This window comes from Pseudoduganella umbonata (genome assembly GCF_014192225.1).
Classification (GTDB): domain Bacteria; phylum Pseudomonadota; class Gammaproteobacteria; order Burkholderiales; family Burkholderiaceae_D; genus Rugamonas; species Rugamonas umbonata.
Genome location: NZ_JACHXS010000007.1, coordinates 40,522 through 57,545 on the forward strand (window position 1 = coordinate 40,522; position 17,024 = coordinate 57,545).

A 17,024-nucleotide genomic window follows, 5' to 3' on the forward strand; every position below is an offset into this window, starting at 1 on the left:
CTACCGGTTACAGGCCCTTCAGCTTGCGCGCGATGTCGAGCGCGAAGTAGGTGAGCACGCCATCGGCGCCGGCCCGCTTGAAGGCCAGCATCGATTCCATCATCACCTTGTCGTGGTCGAGCCAGCCGTTTTGCGCGGCGGCCTTGATCATCGCGTACTCGCCGCTGACCTGGTAAGCAAATGTCGGTACCTTGAACTCGTCCTTTACGCGGCGCACGATGTCCAGGTACGGCATGCCGGGTTTCACCATCACCATGTCCGCACCTTCCTGCAGGTCGCCGGCCACTTCGCGCAGCGCTTCGTCGCTGTTGGCGGGGTCCATCTGGTACTGGTTCTTGTCGCCCTTGCCCAGGTTCTTGGCGGAGCCCACGGCATCGCGGAAGGGGCCGTAGAACGCCGACGCATACTTGGCCGAGTAGGCCATGATGCGTGTGTGGATATGGTCCTTGCCTTCGAGCGCGTGGCGGATCGCACCGATGCGGCCGTCCATCATGTCCGATGGCGCGACGACATCCACGCCCGCCTCGGCCTGCGCCAGCGCCTGGCGCACCAGCATGTCGGTGGTGATGTCGTTGATCACGTAGCCGGCATCGTCGATCAGGCCATCCTGGCCGTGGCTGGTGTACGGGTCGAGCGCCACGTCGGTGAGGATGCCCAGCTCGGGAAAGCTCTTCTTCAGTTCGCGCACGGCGCGCGGCACCAGGCCTGCCGGATTGGTGGCTTCGATACCGTCCGGCGTCTTCAGCGATGCGTCGATGACGGGGAACAGCGCCAGCACCGGAATGCCCAGCGACACGCACTCTTCGGCCACCTTCAGCAGCAGGTCGACTGACACGCGTTCCACGCCCGGCATCGACAGCACCGGCTCGCGCACGTTGGTGCCTTCGAGGATGAACACCGGGTAGATCAGGTCCGCCGCGGTGACCACGTTCTCGCGCATCAGCGCGCGGGAAAACGGATCGCGGCGCATGCGGCGCATGCGCATCGCGGGGAACTGGGCGGAAAAGTGGGAACTGTGCATCGCTGGGGATTCCTTATTCGGGGTCGGGCTCAGGGGCGGACTCGGGTTCGGGCGCGGGGGGATCGATGTTCAGCCCGACCAGCTCCTCGATCTTCGCGGTCGCCTCGTCGATGCCGACGCGCTTGAGCGCGGAGAACAGCTGCACGGTGAACGGGAATCCTTCGCCTTCCTCGTCGACATAACTGTCGAGCTTGGCCTGCGCCTGCCGCAGCGTGGTCGTCGCTTCGCTGCGGGTCAGCTTGTCGGACTTGGTCAGGATGCAGTGGATCGGCTTGCCGGTGGGGGCGAACCATTCGAGCATCTGGATATCCAGGTCGGTGAACGGGCGGCGCGCATCCATCATCAGCACCAGCGCGGCCAGCTGGTCGCGGCGCTGCACGTAGTCGCCCAGCAGGCGCTGCCAGTGCAGCTTGGCGTCGCCGGACACTTCCGCATAGCCGTAGCCGGGCAGGTCGGCGATCAGGCAGCGCAGTTCATCCATGTTGATCGGATCATGGCGGTGCATCGCCACGTGCGCGCCCCCGATCGAAAAGAAATTGATGTGCTGCGTGCGGCCGGGCGTCTTCGACGCGAACGCCAGGCCCTTCTGGTTGCACAGGATATTGATGGCGGTCGATTTACCCGCGTTGGAACGGCCGGCGAAGGCGATCTCGGGCACCGTGGTACGGGGCAGGTCGCGCAGGTGGTTGACGGTCGTGAAAAAGCGGGCTTGCCAGAGCTTGGACATGAAGAATTGCTACGAGAACAGGCAGTCGTGCCGGGAAGCTATTGTACAATAAGGAGTTACGGCCCGCTTCCATGCTGGCCGGGGCACTCGAACATTGCGACATTTTTTTGACTCGTTTCCTTAAGCCGGCTAAATGAGGTGCTGAATGAATCGTAGGTATTCACCAGTGGTACGCTCGATGTTCATTGCAATGATGGCGCTCTTCGCGGGGACGGCCAGCGCCGCCACGCCGCAGGCGCCGAAAGTGGATCCGGCCAAGGGCGCCACGCTCTATGCCGACGGCGATCCCGCCCGCGGCCTGCCTTCCTGTCTGTCCTGCCATGGTGCCGCCGGCAATTCCACGATCGTCGCCAATCCCAAGCTGGCCGGCCAGCCCGAGGGCTACCTGTACAAGCAGCTGGTGGACTTCACAAAGCCCGAGCGCGCGCAGCCGATCATGACGACGTACGCGAAGATGCTGACGGACGAGGAAAAGAAGAACATTTCCGCCTACCTGGCCGCGCAATCGCAAAAGCCGGGCGCCGCGAAGCTGCGCGAATCGATCGAACTGGGCAAGAAGATCTACCGCGGCGGCCTGGCCGAAAAGGCCGTGCCGGCCTGCGCCAGCTGCCATGGCCCCGCCGGCGCCGGCAATCCGTCCAAATACCCGCGCATCGGCGGCCAGCACCAGGATTACACGATTGCCCAGCTGGGCCTGTTCAAGGGCCATGGCCGCAAGAACAGTGTCGAGATGACGACGATCGCGCAGCGCATGTCCGACGATGAGATCAAGGCCGTGGCCGATTACGTGGCCGGACTGAAATGAGCGGGTGCCCGGCTTGAAGAAGCAGGCACGCGCGGTTGATGGATGACGGGCATCGAAAAAAAAGGCGGCTACCTCGACGGGGCCGCCATTTTTTTTGTTACCATGGCCGTCAAAATTGTATACAAAAAGCCGGGTTTCACATGAGCACAGCCGCATGAGCACCACCAGCACGACGGGCATCCGTCTCAATACCCGCCGCCAGGCGTTCAACGAAGCGATCGAACTGCTGTCCTCGATGCGATTTGCGATCGCGCTGCTGGTGATGATCGCGATTTCCGCCATCATCGGCACGATCATGCAGCAGAACCAGCCGACGCCGAACTACGTGAACCAGTTCGGGCCGTTCTGGTTCGAGGTATTCGGCAAGCTGGGGCTGTACGCCGTGTATTCGGCCTGGTGGTTCCTGCTGATGATGGCCATCCTCGTCGTCTCCACTTCGCTGTGCATCCTGCGCAACGGGCCGAAGATGGTGAAGGACATGCGCAGCTGGCGCGAGAACGTGCGCGAACAGTCGCTGCGCAATTTCCACCACAAGGCCGAGTGGCAGTCGCCGCTGCCGGCCGGCGACCTGGCCGGCCAGATGGCGCAGCGCCTCGTGCATGCCGGCTACCAGGCCAAGGTCGTCGAAAAGGACGGCGGCCTGCTGGTGGCGGCCAAGCGCGGCGCGGCCAACAAGTTCGGCTACATCTTTGCGCACAGCGCGATCGTCATCATCTGCGTGGGCGGGCTGCTCGATTCGGATATCCCGATCCGCGTGCAGGAATGGGCGTTTGGCAAGACGCCGTTTACCGGCGACGGCCTGATCGCGGCAATTCCCGAACAGCACCGCCTGGGCGTATCGAACCCCACGTTCCGCGGCAATACCGCGATTCCGGAAGGGCAGGCCAGCAGCTCGGCCGTGCTGACGCGGGCAGATGGCGTGCTGATCCAGGACCTGCCGTTCACCATCCAGCTGAAGAAATTCACGATCGATTTCTACAGTACCGGCATGCCGAAGCTGTTTGCCAGCGATGTCGTGGTGCGCGATAACGCCACCGGTGAAACGCAGACGGCCACGATTGAAGTGAACAAGCCATTCATCTGGAAGGGGCTGGCCGTGTACCAGGCCAGTTTCGAGGATGGCGGCAGCAAGCTGAAGCTGACGGGCTTCCCGATGCAGGGCACGAAGAGCGGCCAGTTCCCGCTCGACGGCGTCGTCGGCAACACCACGAAGCTGGACGACGCGCACACGATCGAATGGGCCGATTTCCGTCCGTTCAACGTGGAAAACACGGCCAACCAGGACGTGCGCGCCGTGACGCAGAGCGAGAAGCTGGGCAGCGCGTTCGCCAGGGGGCTCGACAAGCACCTGGGCTCGGCGGCCAAGAACGCCAACAACAAGGACTTGAAGAACGTCGGCCCGAGCGTGCAGTACAAGGTGCGCGACAGCACCGGCCAGGCGCGCGAATACCAGAACTACATGCAGCCGGTCACGCTGGAAGGCGTGCCGATGTTCCTGTCCGGCGTGCGCGCCAACCCGGGCGATCCGTTCAGCTACCTGCGCATACCGGCCGACGATGAGCACAGCGTGCGCGACTGGATGCGCTTGCGCGCCGCGCTGCACGACCCGGCGCTGCGCGAGCGGGCCGCGAATTCCTATGCGGGCCGCATGTCGCCGGGATCAAGCAAGGGTGACAGCGGCAAGAACGACACGGTGCAGGCGCAGCTGGCGCTGTCGGCCCTGAAGAGCCTGGAGATCTTTGCCGGCGACAAGGAGGCGGGCGGCTACATGTCGGTCAGCCGCTTCCTGGAGAAAGTGCCGCAGGCGGAGCAGGAGAAGGCCGCCGACATCTTCATGAAGATCCTCAACGGTACGCTGTGGGAGCTGTGGAACGCGGCCCGCGAGCGCGACGGCCTGGCCGCCATCGCGCCGGACGAAGCGCACGCGCGCTGGCTGCAGCTGGCGATGAACGGCCTGTCCGACAGCTTCTTCTACGGCGCGCCCGTGTACCTGCAGCTGGACGAGTTCGAGCAGGTCAAGGCTTCCGTGTTCCAGGTGACGCGTTCGCCGGGCAAGTCGGTGGTCTACCTGGGCTGCCTGTTCCTGGTGCTCGGCGTGTTTGCGATGTTCTACATCCGCGAGCGGCGCCTGTGGATCTGGATCCGTGGCCAGGATGACGGGGCGCATGCGCTGATGGCGATGAGCACGCAGCGCCGCACGCTCGATTTCGACCGCGAATTCGACGAACTGAAGCAAAAGCTGCCGCTGAAGGCGTAAGCTGCAAGCTGGCAGGATGCAGGCAAAAAGCCGGCAGAACGCAAAAAGCTGGAAAAAAGCAGGCAAAAAGCAGGCAGGAAACCGAAGCTGGAGACCATGATGGAAATTACTCAGAACCAACCTTATGCGGCCACCCCGGGCTACTTCCGCCGGCTGTCGGTCTTCGACTGGCTGTTCGGCCTGGCGCTGCTGGCCGGCGCGCTGTTCGGCCTGAATCGCTACGGCGCCTACATGGACGGGTATGAAAAGGCCATCCTGCTGCTGTCCGTGCCCACGTTCGCGGCACTGGGCTGGCACTGGAAGCCGATGCGCGGGCTGATGCTGGCCATGACGGTGCTGGCGCTGGGGGCGATCGCCATGTACGGCGGCGACCTGGCGGCGGGCGAGAAACGCTTCTGGCTGCGCTACATGCTGTCGAGCCAGTCCGCGATCCTGTGGATGAGCGTGTTCTTCTTCCTGTCCACGCTGTTCTACTGGATCGGCCTGGTGGCCCGTTCCGCCGCCGGCGGTGCGATCGGCGCGCGGCTGTGCTGGAGCGGCCTGCTGCTGGGCTGGACCGCGATGATGGTGCGCTGGTACGAGTCGTACCTGATCGGGCCGGATGTCGGCCACATTCCGATCTCGAACCTGTACGAAGTGTTCATCCTGTTCTGCCTGATCACGGCGATGTTCCACCTGTACTACGAGGAACGCTACGCGACTCGCCAGCTTGGCCCGTTCGTGATGCTGATCGTCTCGGCGGCGGTCGGTTTCCTGCTGTGGTACACGGTCACGCGCGACGCGCACGAGATCCAGCCGCTGGTACCGGCGCTGCAGAGCTGGTGGATGAAGATCCACGTGCCGGCCAATTTCATCGGCTACGGCACGTTCGCGCTGGCGGCAATGCTGGGCTGGGCGTTCCTGCTGAAGTACGAACGGCCGCGCACCATGTGGATCTGGCTGGTGGCCGCGCCGCTCGGATTCATCGTCGTCATCAACCTGGTGGCCTTCGTCGCCGGTGCGAGCGAAGCGATCCGCAATTCGACGCTGGGCACCAGCAAGTTCATCCTCGGCCTCGTGGTGCTGTTCGCCGTGACGAACCTGCTGCGCAACCGGCTGGCCGAACGTATACCCGATGCGGAGGTGCTGGAAGACATCATGTACAAGTCGATCTCGGCCGGTTTTGCCTTCTTCACGATCGCCACCATCCTGGGCGCGCTGTGGGCCGCGGAAGCCTGGGGCGGCTACTGGTCGTGGGACCCGAAGGAAACCTGGGCGCTGATCGTCTGGCTGAACTATGCGGCATGGCTGCACATGCGGTTGATGTCCGGGCTGCGCGGCCGCGTGGGCGCATGGTGGGCGCTGGTCGGCCTGGTGGTCACCACGTTTGCCTTCATGGGCGTCAACATGTTCCTGTCGGGCCTGCATTCCTACGGTGAGCTGTAACTGCGCGAGCTAATGGCGCGTGCTGTAACGATGATTTAATGCTGTCCTAAACGAATGGTTTCCGGGTTTGGTGTAAGGTCGCAGTAACTTGTCCTTATAAATTACCGCCCGGAGCCATCATGCTGATCAAACGGTCCCCCAACGGCATCGACCTGCCGTTTTCCTCGGAAATCACGCCGCGCCATGTGTTCGAAGCGCGGCGCGATTTCATCCGGCAGATCGCTGCGGGCACGATCGCCAGCGGCGCATTGCTCGAGATGCTGACGCGCGAAGCCTTCGCCCAAGGCACCAGCCAGAAACTGGCCGCGAAGCTCAACCCCTCCTACTCGGCGCTGGAAAAGCAGACCCCGCGCAAGGACGCGACCACGTACAACAATTTCTACGAATTCGGCACCGACAAGAGCGACCCGGCCGAGAATGCCGGCACCCTGCGCACGCGGCCGTGGACGGTGGCGATCGAAGGCGAAGTCAAGAAGCCGATGACGCTCGACATCGATTCGCTGCTGAAGCTGGCACCGCTGGAAGAACGCGTGTACCGGCTGCGCTGCGTGGAAGGCTGGTCGATGGTGATCCCGTGGGTGGGTTATTCGTTCTCGGAAATCATCAAGCGCGTGGAACCGACCGGCAACGCGAAATACGTGGAATTCGTCACGCTGGCCGACCGGCAGCAGATGCCTGGTGTACGCAGCCGCGTGCTGGACTGGCCCTATGTGGAAGGCTTGCGCATCGATGAAGCGAATCACCCGCTGACGCTGCTCACGCTGGGCATGTATGGCGACGTGCTGCCGAACCAGAACGGCGCCCCGGTGCGCATCGTGGTGCCGTGGAAGTACGGCTTCAAGTCGGCCAAGTCGATCGTCAAGATCCGCTTTACCCGCGACATGCCACGCACCGCATGGAACAAGTCGGCGCCGTCGGAATATGGCTTCTATTCGAACGTAAACCCGGACGTGGACCACCCGCGCTGGTCGCAGGCGTCCGAGCGGCGCATCGGCGAGGACTCCTTCCTGTCGCGCAAGCGCAAGACGCTGATGTTCAACGGCTATAACGACGTGGCGTCGCTGTATACCGGCATGGATCTCAAGAAATGGTTCTGACGCAGCCCTCCGCCAGTCAGCTCACGGGAATCAAGGCGCTGGTGCACGTGCTGGCGCTGGTGCCGCTCGCGCGCCTGGTGTATCTCGTCTTCACCGATGCGCTGGTCGAGCCGCTGCAATACATCACGCATTCGACGGGCGACTGGACACTGTACTTCTTGTGCATCACGCTGGCCGTGACACCGCTGCGGCGCCTGTCGACATGGAACTGGCTGCTGAAGCTGCGGCGCATGCTGGGGCTGTACGCCTTCTTCTATGGCCTGCTGCACTTCATCACGTTCCTGTGGTTCGACCATTTCTTCGACGTGGCGGCCATGCTGAAGGACGTGGCCAAGCGGCCGTTCATCCTGGTCGGCTTCATCGCCTTCGTGCTGCTGATCCCGCTGGCCGCGACCAGCACCAAGGCGATGGTGAAGCGGATGGGCGGCAAGAACTGGCTGTGGCTGCACCGGCTGGTCTACGTGGTCGTACCGCTGGGCGTGCTGCATTACTGGTGGATGAAGGCCGCCAAGAACGACCTGGCGCAGCCGCTGCTGTTCGCCTGCATCGTCGCCGCGCTGCTGCTGGCGCGGGTGTGGTGGGCACGGCAGAAAAGCAAAGCGCCGGCTCGCGCCAGCGCCTGAAAATGGGGACAAAAAATGGGGACGGACCAAAAAATGGGGACGGACCCTGTTTTACAGGAAATTTCCTGTAAAACAGGGTCCGTCCCTAATTTTCGTCCCTAATTTTCTAATTTCGAAGTAAGTGATCGGTTCGGCGTTTTACTTGATCACCGACTCCAGCGCGAACAGCTCTTCCGGCGTCTCGCGCCGGCGCACCAGGTGCACCTGGCCGCCGTCGACGATCACCTCGGCGGCGCGGCCGCGGGTGTTGTAGTTCGAGGCCATCGTCATGCCATACGCGCCGGCGGTCTTCATCACCAGCAGGTCGCCCGCTTCGACGGGCAGTTCGCGGTCGCGCGCCAGCCAGTCGCCGGATTCGCAGATCGGGCCGACCACGTCGAACATGGCGCCCGCGGCTTCACGTTTCACCACCGGCTGCATGTCCATCCACGCCTGGTACAGGGCGGGGCGGGCCATGTCGTTCATCGCCGCGTCGACGATGCAGAAGTTCTTTTCCTCGCCGTGCTTGATGAACTCCACCTTCGTCAGCAGCACGCCGGTGTTGCCGACGATCGAACGGCCCGGCTCGAAGATCACCTTGATGCCGCGGCCGGCGTGCTTGTCGGCGCGCCATGCTTCGACACGCTGGAACACGCGGCTCACGTAATCGCCGGCCGGCGCGGGCTGGTCTTCGCCGGCCACGCCGTAGTCGATGCCCAGGCCGCCGCCGATGTCCAGGTGGTGCAGGTGGATGCCTTCGGCCGCCAGCGTGTCGATCAGTTCGATCAGGCGGTCCAGCGCTTCCAGCAGCGGCGTGTCGTCCAGCAGCTGCGAGCCGATGTGGCAGTCGATGCCCACCGGCTCCAGGTTCGGCAGCTGCGCCGCGGTGCGGTAGGTGGCCAGCGCGTCGTCGAACGCCACGCCGAACTTGCTGGCCTTCAGGCCGGTGGCGATGTACGGGTGCGTCTTCGGATCCACGTTCGGGTTCACGCGCAGCGACACGCGCGCCTTCTTGCCCAGTGCGCCGGCCACGTCGTTCAGGCGGTGCAGTTCGGGGATCGATTCGACATTGAAGCACAGGATGTCATGCTCGAGCGCCAGGCGCATCTCCGCCTCGCTCTTGCCCACGCCCGAGAAGATCACTTTTTTCGGATCGCCGCCGGCGGCGATCACGCGCAGCAGCTCGCCGCCCGACACGATGTCGAAACCGGCACCGCGGCGGGCCAGCAGGTCGAGGATCGCCAGGTTCGAATTGGCCTTCATCGCATAGCATACGAGCGCATCGCGGCCGGCGCAGGCGTTCGCGTAGGCATCGAAATTGTCCAGCAGCTGGGCCTTGGAGTACACATAGGTCGGCGTACCGAATTGCTCTGCAATGGCGGGCAAAGAAACGCCTTCGGCGTGCAGCACGCCGTTCTGATAATCGAAGTGGGGCATGGTTGACTGAGGATTTACTGAGTGAGGATTTACTGAGCGAGGGGCTACCGAGTGAGGCGGATACCGGGGAATCTACTGTTGTGATGCGGGGGGCGTTGCCGGAACCGGGGCGGAAGGCGGCGCCACGCCGGGCTTGCCGGTCGGTGAGTCCGGCTTGACGGGTTGCTTGGGCAGGTACAATGCGCCGGTCTGGCCGCAACCGGCAAGCGACACGGCGATCAGCATGGAAATCAAGACACGCGCTGGAGTGGACTTCACGATTAGAATCTCGTTATTACAGAACCCTTGGAGTGTAGCATGACCGAAACCGAATTCCTGGACCTCGCCGACAGCACGCTGAACGCGATCGAAGCCGCACTGGACCGCCTGAACGACGACAACCGGCTCGATGTCGAATGCAGCCGCAACGGCAACGTGCTGGAGATCGAATTCCTGCACAACGGTTCCAAGGTCATCGTCAACAGCCAGGCCGCGATGCAGGAACTGTGGGTGGCCGCACGCTCCGGCGGCTTCCACTACCGCCGCGTCGACGGCCGCTGGATCAACACCCGCGATGGCGGCGAGCTGTTCGACGCGCTGTCGCAGATCGCCACCGAACAGTCCGGCGGCGCCCCGGTGATCGTCAGCGAAAACCCGTAAGGCAGGCCACTGGAAACCACCCGAAAACCGGTGACAGACACCTATTAAACTGGAACATTTCTTGAAAACCGGTGACAGACACCGGTTTTTTTGGAACATTTGTTTCCAAATAAGTGGAGCCTGGAAGGAGCGATGGCATGCATGCCATCGCCGCTTGACAGGCGCGGAGCAGGCTCCGCGAAACCCCTGCCAAGCCACCGGTTTTTTTCGTTACCCCAGCCGGTTGTCGGCGATGTGATAGTGGGGATCCTCGAACGCGTTCACCTCGACCATGCCCTTGGCATTCGTCAGGATGTCCAGGCAGTCCGGGCTCAGGTGTCGCAGGTGCAGCGTCTTGCCGATTCCCTGGTAGCGCGTGGCCAGCGAGTCGATCGCTTCCACGGCCGAGTGGTCGACCACCTTGGCATCGCGGAATTCGATGACGACGTGCTCCGGATCGTTCTTCGGATCGAACAGCGCGGCGAAGTTGGCCGTCGAGGCGAAAAATAGCGAGCCCTTCAGCGTATACACCTTCCATCCCCGTTCATCGGTCGACACCTCGGCGCGGATCTCCTTGGCGTGCTGCCATGCGAACACGAGCGCCGCGAACACCACCCCGGCCAGCACCGCCACCGCCAGGTCCGTCAGCACGGTGATCACCGTGACGCCGACCACGATCACGGCATCCTGCCGCGGGATCTTGCGCAGCGTTTGCAGGCTGCCCCACGCGAACGTTTTCTCGCAGACGACGAACATCAGCCCCACCAGCGCCGCCAGCGGAATCGTCTCGATCCAGCGCGACAGCAGCACGATGAAGCCCAGCAGGAACACGGCCGCCGTGATGCCGGAGATGCGGTGCCGCGCGCCGTTGTCGATATTGATCATGCTCTGCCCCACCAGCGCGCAGCCGCCCATCGAGGCAAAGAATCCGCTGGCGATATTGGCGAGGCCCTGCGCCATGCTTTCGCGGTTCGGCCTGCCCCGCGTATCGGTGATGGCGTCGATCAGGTTCAGCGTCAGCAGCGTTTCGATCAGGCCGATGGCGGCCAGGATCAGCGAATAGGGCAGCACGATGGACAGGGTATCCAGCGTCAGCGGCACCTGCGGCAGGTGGAACGACGGCAGGCCGCCGGCGATCGAACCCATGTCGCCGACCGTTTTCGTGTCGATGCCGAGCGCGGCCACGAGGCCGGACACGATCAGGATCGCCGCCAGCGATGCCGGCAGCACCTTCGTCAGCCGTGGCAACACGTAGATGATCGCCATTGTCAATGCCACCAGGGCCAGCATGGTCCACAGCGCACCGCCTTGCAACCACTGGCCGGCCACCTTGAAATGCCCGAACTGGGCGATGAAGACGACGATGGCCAGGCCGTTGACGAAGCCCAGCATCACCGGATGCGGCACCATGCGGATGAACTTGCCCAGCCTGAACGCCGCGAACAGCAGCTGGAACACGCCCATCAGCACCACGGCGGCAAACAGGTATTCGGCGCCGTGCGTGACGACGAGGCTCGTCATCACCACCGCCAGCGCGCCCGCCGCGCCGCAGATCATGCCCGGCCGGCCGCCCAGCGCGGATGTGACGAGGCACACGATGAAGGCGGCATACAGGCCCGTCAGCGGGCTGACCTGCGCCAGCAGCGCAAAGGCGATGGCCTCCGGCACGAGGGCCAGGGAAACGGTGATGCCGGACAGGACATCGGTGCGCAGCTGCGCCGGGTTCAATGCAGGCATATCGTAAAAAATGGGCTTAAAAATAAGAGAAAAAAAATTAGGGACGGACCGGGACGCCGGACCGCCTGTTTTTAAGGAAATTTCCTTGAAAACAGGCGGTCCGGCGATCCGGCCGTCCCTATTTATGCCTATTTATGGGGGGTCCGTCCCTGTTCTTGAATCAGAACAGCTCGTTCTTGACGGCGTCGCGCGCTTTTTCTTCTTCCGGCGTACCACGCGTCGCGCCTTCCAGGCTCTCGACGCCGACGCCCGGCGGATTCTCGGCATAGTAATAATCGCCGTTGGCCATCACGATCCCGTCCGGCACCGGCCGTTCCTCGACGGGGATGGTCTTCAGCGCTTTCTGCATGTAGCCGATCCAGATCGGCAGGGCCAGCCCGCCGCCCGTCTCGCGGTTGCCCAGGTTCTTCGGCTGGTCATAGCCGATCCAGGCGATGCCCACCAGCTTCGACTGGTAGCCGGCGAACCAGGCGTCGATCGAATCGTTCGTGGTACCCGTCTTGCCGGCCAGGTCCGGGCGCTTCAGGATCTGCTGGGCCTTCGCGGCGGTGCCGTAGCGCGCCACGTCGCGCAGCATCGAATCCATCAGGAACGCGTTGCGCTCGTCGATCACGCGATTGCCCTCCACGCCGGCGCGATCCGGCGCGGCCTGCGACAGGATGCGGCCGTTGGCATCGGTGACTTTCGAGATCAGGTAAGGCGTGACCTTGTAGCCGCCGTTCGCGAACACGGCGTAGGCGCCGGCCATCTGCAGCGGCGTCACGGCGCCGGCGCCCAGCGCCAGCGTCAGGTACGGAGGATTCTTGTCAGCTTCGAATCCGAAGCGGGTGGTGTAATCCTGGCCATACTTGGCACCGATTCTGTGCAGGATGCGGATCGACACCATGTTCTTCGACTTCGTCAGGCCGCGCCGCATCGTCATCGGGCCTTCGTAGCGGCCGTCGTAGTTCTTCGGCTCCCAGGGCTGGCCGCCCGTCTGGCCGGCATCGAAGGAAATCGGCGCATCGTTGATGATGGTGGCCGGCGACAAGCCGCGCTCCAGCGAGGCCGAGTAGATGAACGGCTTGAACGACGAACCGGGCTGGCGCCATGCCTGCGTCACGTGGTTGAATTTATTGCGGTTGTAGTCGAAGCCGCCCACCATCGCCCTGATCGCGCCATCCTCGGTGCTGGCGGCCACGAACGCGGATTCGATTTCCGGCATCTGCGTGATCTGCCAGTCCTTTTCCTCCTGCATCACGCGGATCACCGCGCCACGGCGGATGCGCTTGTTCGGCGCCGCCTTTTCCGACAGCCAGGCCTTGCCCATCGCCAGCCCGGCGCCGGTGATCGTGATCTCCTCGCCGGAAGCGGTCATCGCCGTCACCTTCGTCGGCGATGCCGACAGCACCATCGCGGCCACGATGTCGTCGCTGTCCGGGTGCTCGGCCAGTTCGGTCTCGATCACCTCGTCGGCCTCGGCACGGTTCTTCGGCAGGTCCACATAGGCCTCCGGTCCCCGGTAGGGGTGGCGGCGCTCGTAATCCATCACACCCTTGCGCAGCGCCAGGTAGGCGGCATCCTGGTCGGATTTCGTGATCGTGGTGAACACGTTCAGCCCGCGCGTATAGGTATCTTCCTTGAACTGTTCGTAGACGAGCTGGCGCGCCATCTCGGCCACGTATTCGGCATGCACGCCGAACTCGCTGCTGTCGGTCTTCACCTTCAGCTGTTCGTTCTTCGCCTCTTCGTACTGGGCCGGCGTGATGTAGCCCAGGTGCGCCATGCGCTGCAGGATGTATTGCTGGCGCGTCCTGGCCCGCTTCGGATTGACCACCGGGTTGTAGGCCGACGGCGCCTTCGGCAGGCCGGCCAGCATCGCCGCTTCGGCGATCGTGATGTCGCGCAGGTCCTTGCCGAAATAGATCTGCGCCGCCGACGCGAAGCCATAGGCCCGCTGGCCCAGGTAGATCTGGTTCATGTAGACCTCGAGGATCTGGTCCTTCGTCAGGTTTTGCTCGATCTTCCAGGCCAGCAGCGCTTCATAGGCCTTGCGCTTGAGCGTCTGCTCGCTGGAGAGGAAGAAGTTTCGCGCGACCTGCTGCGTGATCGTCGATGCGCCCTGGCGTGCACCGCCGGTGGCATTGTGGAATGCCGCGCGCAGGATGCCCAGGTAATCCACGCCGCCATGCTCGTAGAAGCGGTCGTCCTCGATCGCCAGCACGGACTTTTTCATTACGTCCGGGATGTCCTTGAAGCGCACCAGGTTACGGCGTTCCTCGCCGAATTCGCCGATCAGCACGTTGTCGGCCGAATAAATCCGCAGCGGCATCTTGGGCCGGTAGTCGGTCAGCGTATCGAGCGAAGGCAGGCTCGGGTAAGCCAGTGCCAGCCCGAACACGACGAGCAGCACCGCGACGAGCACCAGCCCGACCACCGAACCCAGTGCCATCAGCAGCAGATTCTTCGGAGACTTGGACCTGACCTTCTTGGAAGCGTTGTTCGGAGGAGTCATGCGGGGAAAACCTTTGAAATTTTGTGCAGGCATTATAAGCGAGCCGCTCTTGCCAGCGCGCCACTCCGGCGCTGGTGAACAACCCGACAACTGTGTTAGCCGCCCGGCTACATACACGTCAAATAGTGTGGCTTCTCGCGCACATGAAAGTAATTGTGCTCCACGGAAATACCTTTACAGTTGCCCGCTGGAATTGCTAGCATCCATCTTGCCGTCCGGAATTATTCACGTAAGCGACGGTTTTCAAACGATTTTTTCACTTTTTGCTAATTATTCCTGGGCGGTCTCCCTGCCGTGCCAGGCGGGGAACGCATCGATGATGCCAGACTGGAAGACGCTGTTCGGCGGTGCCGCGCCACCGCTCGTCGGGCTCGACATCAGCAGCTCCGGCGTACGCCTGGTCGAACTGGCCGATGCCGGCAAGGAAGGCTTGCGCGTCGAGCGGTGCGCCGTCGAGCCGCTGCCGCGCGGTGCGGTCGCCGACGGCAACATCGAAAACCTGGACCAGGTGGTCGACGCGGTACGCCGCCTGCTGAAGAAAAGCGGCACCCGGGCGCGCCACGTGGCGTTGGGCATGCCGCCGGCCGCCGTCATCACGAAGAAGATCGTGCTGCCCGCGGGCCTTTCCGAGGAACAGCTCGAGGTACAGGTCGAATCCGAGGCCAGCCAGTACATCCCGTTCGCGCTGGACGACGTGAGCCTGGACTTCGACGTCATCGGGCCCATGGCCAGCTCGCAGGACGACATCGAAGTGATGCTGGCCGCCGCCCGCCGCGAAAAGATCGAGGATCGCGTCGCCGTCGCCGAGGCATCGGGCCTGAAGGCATCGGTGATGGACATCGAATCGTATGCCGCGCGCGCGGCGGTCACCCGCGTTGCGGCGCAAACCCCTGGCGCCGATGCGGGGCAGGTGATCGCGCTGTTCCAGATTGGCGCTTCGGCCACCCACGTTTCGGTGCTGATCGATGGCGTGACCGTGTGGGAACGCGAGCAGCCTTTCGGCGGCAATTCGCTGACGCAGGACATCGTGCGGGCCTATGGCCTGGCGTTCGAGGAAGCGGAGGCGCGCAAGAAGGCGTGGAGTTTGCAGGCAGCCGGCCAGGGATCGACCCAGCAGGCGGCCGCCGACCTGCCGGCCGGCTACGCGGCCGACGTGCTGCAGCCATTCCTGGAATCGGCCGCGCTGGAAGTCACGCGCGCCATCCAGTTCTTCTTCACTTCCACGCCCTACACGAAGATCGACCGGATCTTCCTGGCCGGCGGCTGCGCGATGCTGCCCGGCCTGCTGGACATCGTGGCCAGCCGCACGCGCATCGCCAGTGCGGTGGCGTCGCCGTTCCATGGCATGGTGCTGGCGCCGGGCGTGCGGGAGCAGCAACTGCGCGCCGACGGGCCGGCCTACCTGGTCGCCTGCGGCCTCGCCTTAAGGAGATTCGACTGATGGTCCGCATCAACCTGCTGCCGCATCGCGAGGAAAAGCGCAAGCAGCGCAAGGCCGCATTCATGGCGCTAATGGTGCTGTCGGCGCTGGTCGGCATCGGCATCGTGCTGCTGGTGGGCGGCTACAACGCGCGCGCCATCGCGGTGCAGGAGCAGCGCAATGCCGTATTGCAGACGGCGATCGCGGCGCTGGACGGCAAGATTGCCCGCATCGCCACGCTGAAGCAGGAAATCGAAGCGCTGAAGGCACGCCAGCAGGCGGTCGAAGACTTGCAGGGCGACCGCAACCAGCCGGTCTACCTGCTCGACGAACTGGTGCGGCAGACCCCGGAAGGCATTTACCTGAAAGGCTTCCGGCAGGACGGGCAGCGCGTGGCGGTCGACGGCTACGCGCAATCGCAGGAGCGCGTGTCCGAACTGCTGCGCAACCTGTCCAGCGCATCGCCCTGGCTGGAACGGCCTGACCTGATCGAAGTGAAGGCGGGCGTGATCGGCCAGGCGAAGAACCCGCGCAAGGTGGTGGAATTCTCGCTCGTCGTCGGCATCAAGCGGCCGCGCGACAAGGATGGCGAGGATGGCGGCGATAGCGGCGGCAGTACGAACAACGGCGCGAACAACGGCGCAAACGGCAGCGGCAACGGTGCCGCGAAGGCGGGCTGACATGGCTTCTGCAAAGCACAGTGACAAGGCGGTCGACAAGACGATCGACCCGAGGCGCCTGGCGGACTCGCTGGGCGCGCAATTCCAGGGCCTGAACGGCGTGCATCCCGGCCAGTGGCCGCTGGCGCCGCGCATCCTGTGCGGCATCGGCGTTGCGATCGTTGTAATGGTGCTGGGCTACTTCGGCTACTGGAGCAGCCAGTTCGAGGAACAGGAGGCGGGCGCCGCCCAGGAACAGCAGTTGCGCGACCAGTACCGCCTGAAGACGGCGCAGGCGATCAACCTCGATGCGCTGACGGCCCAGAAGGCCCAGGTGGACCAGTACGTGGTCCGCCTCGAGAAGCAGCTGCCCAGCAAGGCCGAGATGGCGGCCCTGCTGTCGGACATCAACCAGGCCGGCGTCGGCCGCGGCCTGCAGTTCGAGCTGTTCAAGCCCGGCCAGGTGGTCGCGCGCGACTACTACGCCGAGCTGCCGATCGACATCAAGGTGACCGGCAGCTACCACGACATCGGCGCGTTCGCCGGCGACATGGCGAACCTGCCCCGCATCGTCACGCTGAACAACATGGAACTGGTCACGAACAAGGATGGCGCGCTGACGCTGAACGCGGTGGCCAAGACCTTCCGCTACCTCGACCAGGATGAAGTGGCGGCGCAGAAGAAGGCCGCGGCCGAGAAGAAGAAGAAGGGCGCGAAGAAATGAA

The 17,024-nt window shown here is 63.8% G+C and carries 15 protein-coding genes; 9 read left to right on the forward strand and 6 right to left on the reverse strand.

What is annotated here, in order from left to right; genetic code table 11:
• Positions 1–7: 7 nt before the first annotated feature.
• Positions 8–1,021, reverse strand: coding sequence for a porphobilinogen synthase (gene hemB / locus FHS02_RS18110; RefSeq protein WP_137315757.1), 1,014 nt, complete (start codon positions 1,019–1,021; stop codon positions 8–10).
• A gap of 13 nt (positions 1,022–1,034) precedes the next feature.
• A complete protein-coding gene (yihA, locus tag FHS02_RS18115) occupies positions 1,035–1,748 on the reverse strand; it encodes a ribosome biogenesis GTP-binding protein YihA/YsxC (RefSeq protein ID WP_137315758.1) in 714 nt (237 codons plus the stop codon).
• Positions 1,749–1,893: 145 nt separating this feature from the next.
• Between yihA and FHS02_RS18120 the strand changes: the two genes are divergently transcribed.
• From FHS02_RS18120 to msrQ, 5 genes are all read left to right on the forward strand, one after another.
• A complete protein-coding gene (locus tag FHS02_RS18120; RefSeq protein ID WP_137315759.1) occupies positions 1,894–2,553 on the forward strand; it encodes a c-type cytochrome in 660 nt (219 codons plus the stop codon).
• 154 nt (positions 2,554–2,707) lie between these two features.
• On the forward strand, positions 2,708–4,810 hold the full coding sequence (locus tag FHS02_RS18125) for a cytochrome c biogenesis protein ResB (protein WP_137315760.1): 2,103 nt from the start codon (positions 2,708–2,710) through the stop codon (positions 4,808–4,810).
• A 96-nt stretch (positions 4,811–4,906) separates the two neighbouring features.
• On the forward strand, positions 4,907–6,235 hold the full coding sequence (gene ccsB, locus FHS02_RS18130) for a c-type cytochrome biogenesis protein CcsB (protein WP_371861430.1): 1,329 nt from the start codon (positions 4,907–4,909) through the stop codon (positions 6,233–6,235).
• 119 nt (positions 6,236–6,354) lie between these two features.
• Entirely contained in the window at positions 6,355–7,332 is a 978-nt protein-coding gene (gene msrP, locus FHS02_RS18135) for a protein-methionine-sulfoxide reductase catalytic subunit MsrP (RefSeq protein WP_137315761.1), read from the forward strand.
• Positions 7,323–7,955, forward strand: a complete 633-nt coding sequence (msrQ, locus tag FHS02_RS18140; RefSeq protein WP_137315762.1) for a protein-methionine-sulfoxide reductase heme-binding subunit MsrQ — start codon at positions 7,323–7,325, stop codon at positions 7,953–7,955. Before msrP ends, msrQ begins: the two co-directional genes overlap by 10 nt.
• Positions 7,956–8,093: 138 nt before the next feature.
• On the opposite strand, the gene lysA is transcribed toward msrQ, so the two are convergent.
• Together lysA and lptM are read right to left on the reverse strand one after the other, a co-directional pair.
• The gene (gene lysA, locus FHS02_RS18145) at positions 8,094–9,371 is read right to left on the reverse strand and encodes a diaminopimelate decarboxylase (protein ID WP_137315763.1); all 1,278 of its coding nucleotides are present in this window, start codon (positions 9,369–9,371) and stop codon (positions 8,094–8,096) included.
• Between the two features lie 72 nt (positions 9,372–9,443).
• On the reverse strand, positions 9,444–9,629 hold the full coding sequence (lptM, locus tag FHS02_RS32115) for an LPS translocon maturation chaperone LptM (protein ID WP_217496848.1): 186 nt from the start codon (positions 9,627–9,629) through the stop codon (positions 9,444–9,446).
• Positions 9,630–9,668: 39 nt separating this feature from the next.
• Here lptM and cyaY point away from each other — a divergent pair, with 39 nt between their 5' ends.
• Positions 9,669–10,010 (forward strand): iron donor protein CyaY, encoded by a 342-nt coding sequence (cyaY, locus tag FHS02_RS18155; RefSeq protein WP_137315764.1) that lies wholly within the window; start codon positions 9,669–9,671, stop codon positions 10,008–10,010.
• 210 nt (positions 10,011–10,220) lie between these two features.
• On the opposite strand, the gene FHS02_RS18160 is transcribed toward cyaY, so the two are convergent.
• Both FHS02_RS18160 and FHS02_RS18165 read right to left on the reverse strand, forming a co-directional pair.
• Positions 10,221–11,726: a SulP family inorganic anion transporter gene (locus tag FHS02_RS18160; RefSeq protein ID WP_137315765.1), complete on the reverse strand. Its 1,506-nt coding sequence runs from the start codon at positions 11,724–11,726 to the stop codon at positions 10,221–10,223.
• A gap of 160 nt (positions 11,727–11,886) precedes the next feature.
• On the reverse strand, positions 11,887–14,220 hold the full coding sequence (locus tag FHS02_RS18165; RefSeq protein WP_137315766.1) for a penicillin-binding protein 1A: 2,334 nt from the start codon (positions 14,218–14,220) through the stop codon (positions 11,887–11,889).
• 319 nt (positions 14,221–14,539) lie between these two features.
• Between FHS02_RS18165 and FHS02_RS18170 the strand changes: the two genes are divergently transcribed.
• Genes FHS02_RS18170 through FHS02_RS18180 form a run of 3 tightly spaced genes read left to right on the forward strand, consistent with a single transcriptional unit; the run spans position 14,540 to position 17,023 of the window.
• Positions 14,540–15,661, forward strand: coding sequence for a pilus assembly protein PilM (locus FHS02_RS18170; RefSeq protein WP_137317620.1), 1,122 nt, complete (start codon positions 14,540–14,542; stop codon positions 15,659–15,661).
• The gene (locus FHS02_RS18175; protein ID WP_137315767.1) at positions 15,661–16,320 is read left to right on the forward strand and encodes a PilN domain-containing protein; all 660 of its coding nucleotides are present in this window, start codon (positions 15,661–15,663) and stop codon (positions 16,318–16,320) included. Before FHS02_RS18170 ends, FHS02_RS18175 begins: the two co-directional genes overlap by 1 nt.
• A 1-nt stretch (position 16,321) precedes the next feature.
• On the forward strand, positions 16,322–17,023 hold the full coding sequence (locus tag FHS02_RS18180; protein WP_137315768.1) for a type IV pilus inner membrane component PilO: 702 nt from the start codon (positions 16,322–16,324) through the stop codon (positions 17,021–17,023).
• The last annotated feature ends 1 nt before the right edge of the window (position 17,024 follow it).

Excerpts from the sequence above, each read along its gene's own strand:
- FHS02_RS18125 (WP_137315760.1), top strand. The coding sequence starts at position 2,708 with ATGAGCACCACCAGCACGACGGGCATCCGTCTCAATACCCGCCGCCAG.
- lysA (WP_137315763.1), bottom strand. The coding sequence starts at position 9,371 with ATGCCCCACTTCGATTATCAGAACGGCGTGCTGCACGCCGAAGGCGTT.
- msrP (WP_137315761.1), top strand. The coding sequence starts at position 6,355 with ATGCTGATCAAACGGTCCCCCAACGGCATCGACCTGCCGTTTTCCTCG.
- FHS02_RS18180 (WP_137315768.1), top strand. The coding sequence starts at position 16,322 with ATGGCTTCTGCAAAGCACAGTGACAAGGCGGTCGACAAGACGATCGAC.
- yihA (WP_137315758.1), bottom strand. The coding sequence starts at position 1,748 with ATGTCCAAGCTCTGGCAAGCCCGCTTTTTCACGACCGTCAACCACCTG.
- hemB (WP_137315757.1), bottom strand. The coding sequence starts at position 1,021 with ATGCACAGTTCCCACTTTTCCGCCCAGTTCCCCGCGATGCGCATGCGC.
- ccsB (WP_371861430.1), top strand. The coding sequence starts at position 4,907 with ATGATGGAAATTACTCAGAACCAACCTTATGCGGCCACCCCGGGCTAC.
- FHS02_RS18175 (WP_137315767.1), top strand. The coding sequence starts at position 15,661 with ATGGTCCGCATCAACCTGCTGCCGCATCGCGAGGAAAAGCGCAAGCAG.
- msrQ (WP_137315762.1), top strand. The coding sequence starts at position 7,323 with ATGGTTCTGACGCAGCCCTCCGCCAGTCAGCTCACGGGAATCAAGGCG.
- FHS02_RS18120 (WP_137315759.1), top strand. The coding sequence starts at position 1,894 with ATGAATCGTAGGTATTCACCAGTGGTACGCTCGATGTTCATTGCAATG.
- FHS02_RS18165 (WP_137315766.1), bottom strand. The coding sequence starts at position 14,220 with ATGACTCCTCCGAACAACGCTTCCAAGAAGGTCAGGTCCAAGTCTCCG.
- cyaY (WP_137315764.1), top strand. The coding sequence starts at position 9,669 with ATGACCGAAACCGAATTCCTGGACCTCGCCGACAGCACGCTGAACGCG.
- FHS02_RS18160 (WP_137315765.1), bottom strand. The coding sequence starts at position 11,726 with ATGCCTGCATTGAACCCGGCGCAGCTGCGCACCGATGTCCTGTCCGGC.
- FHS02_RS18170 (WP_137317620.1), top strand. The coding sequence starts at position 14,540 with ATGCCAGACTGGAAGACGCTGTTCGGCGGTGCCGCGCCACCGCTCGTC.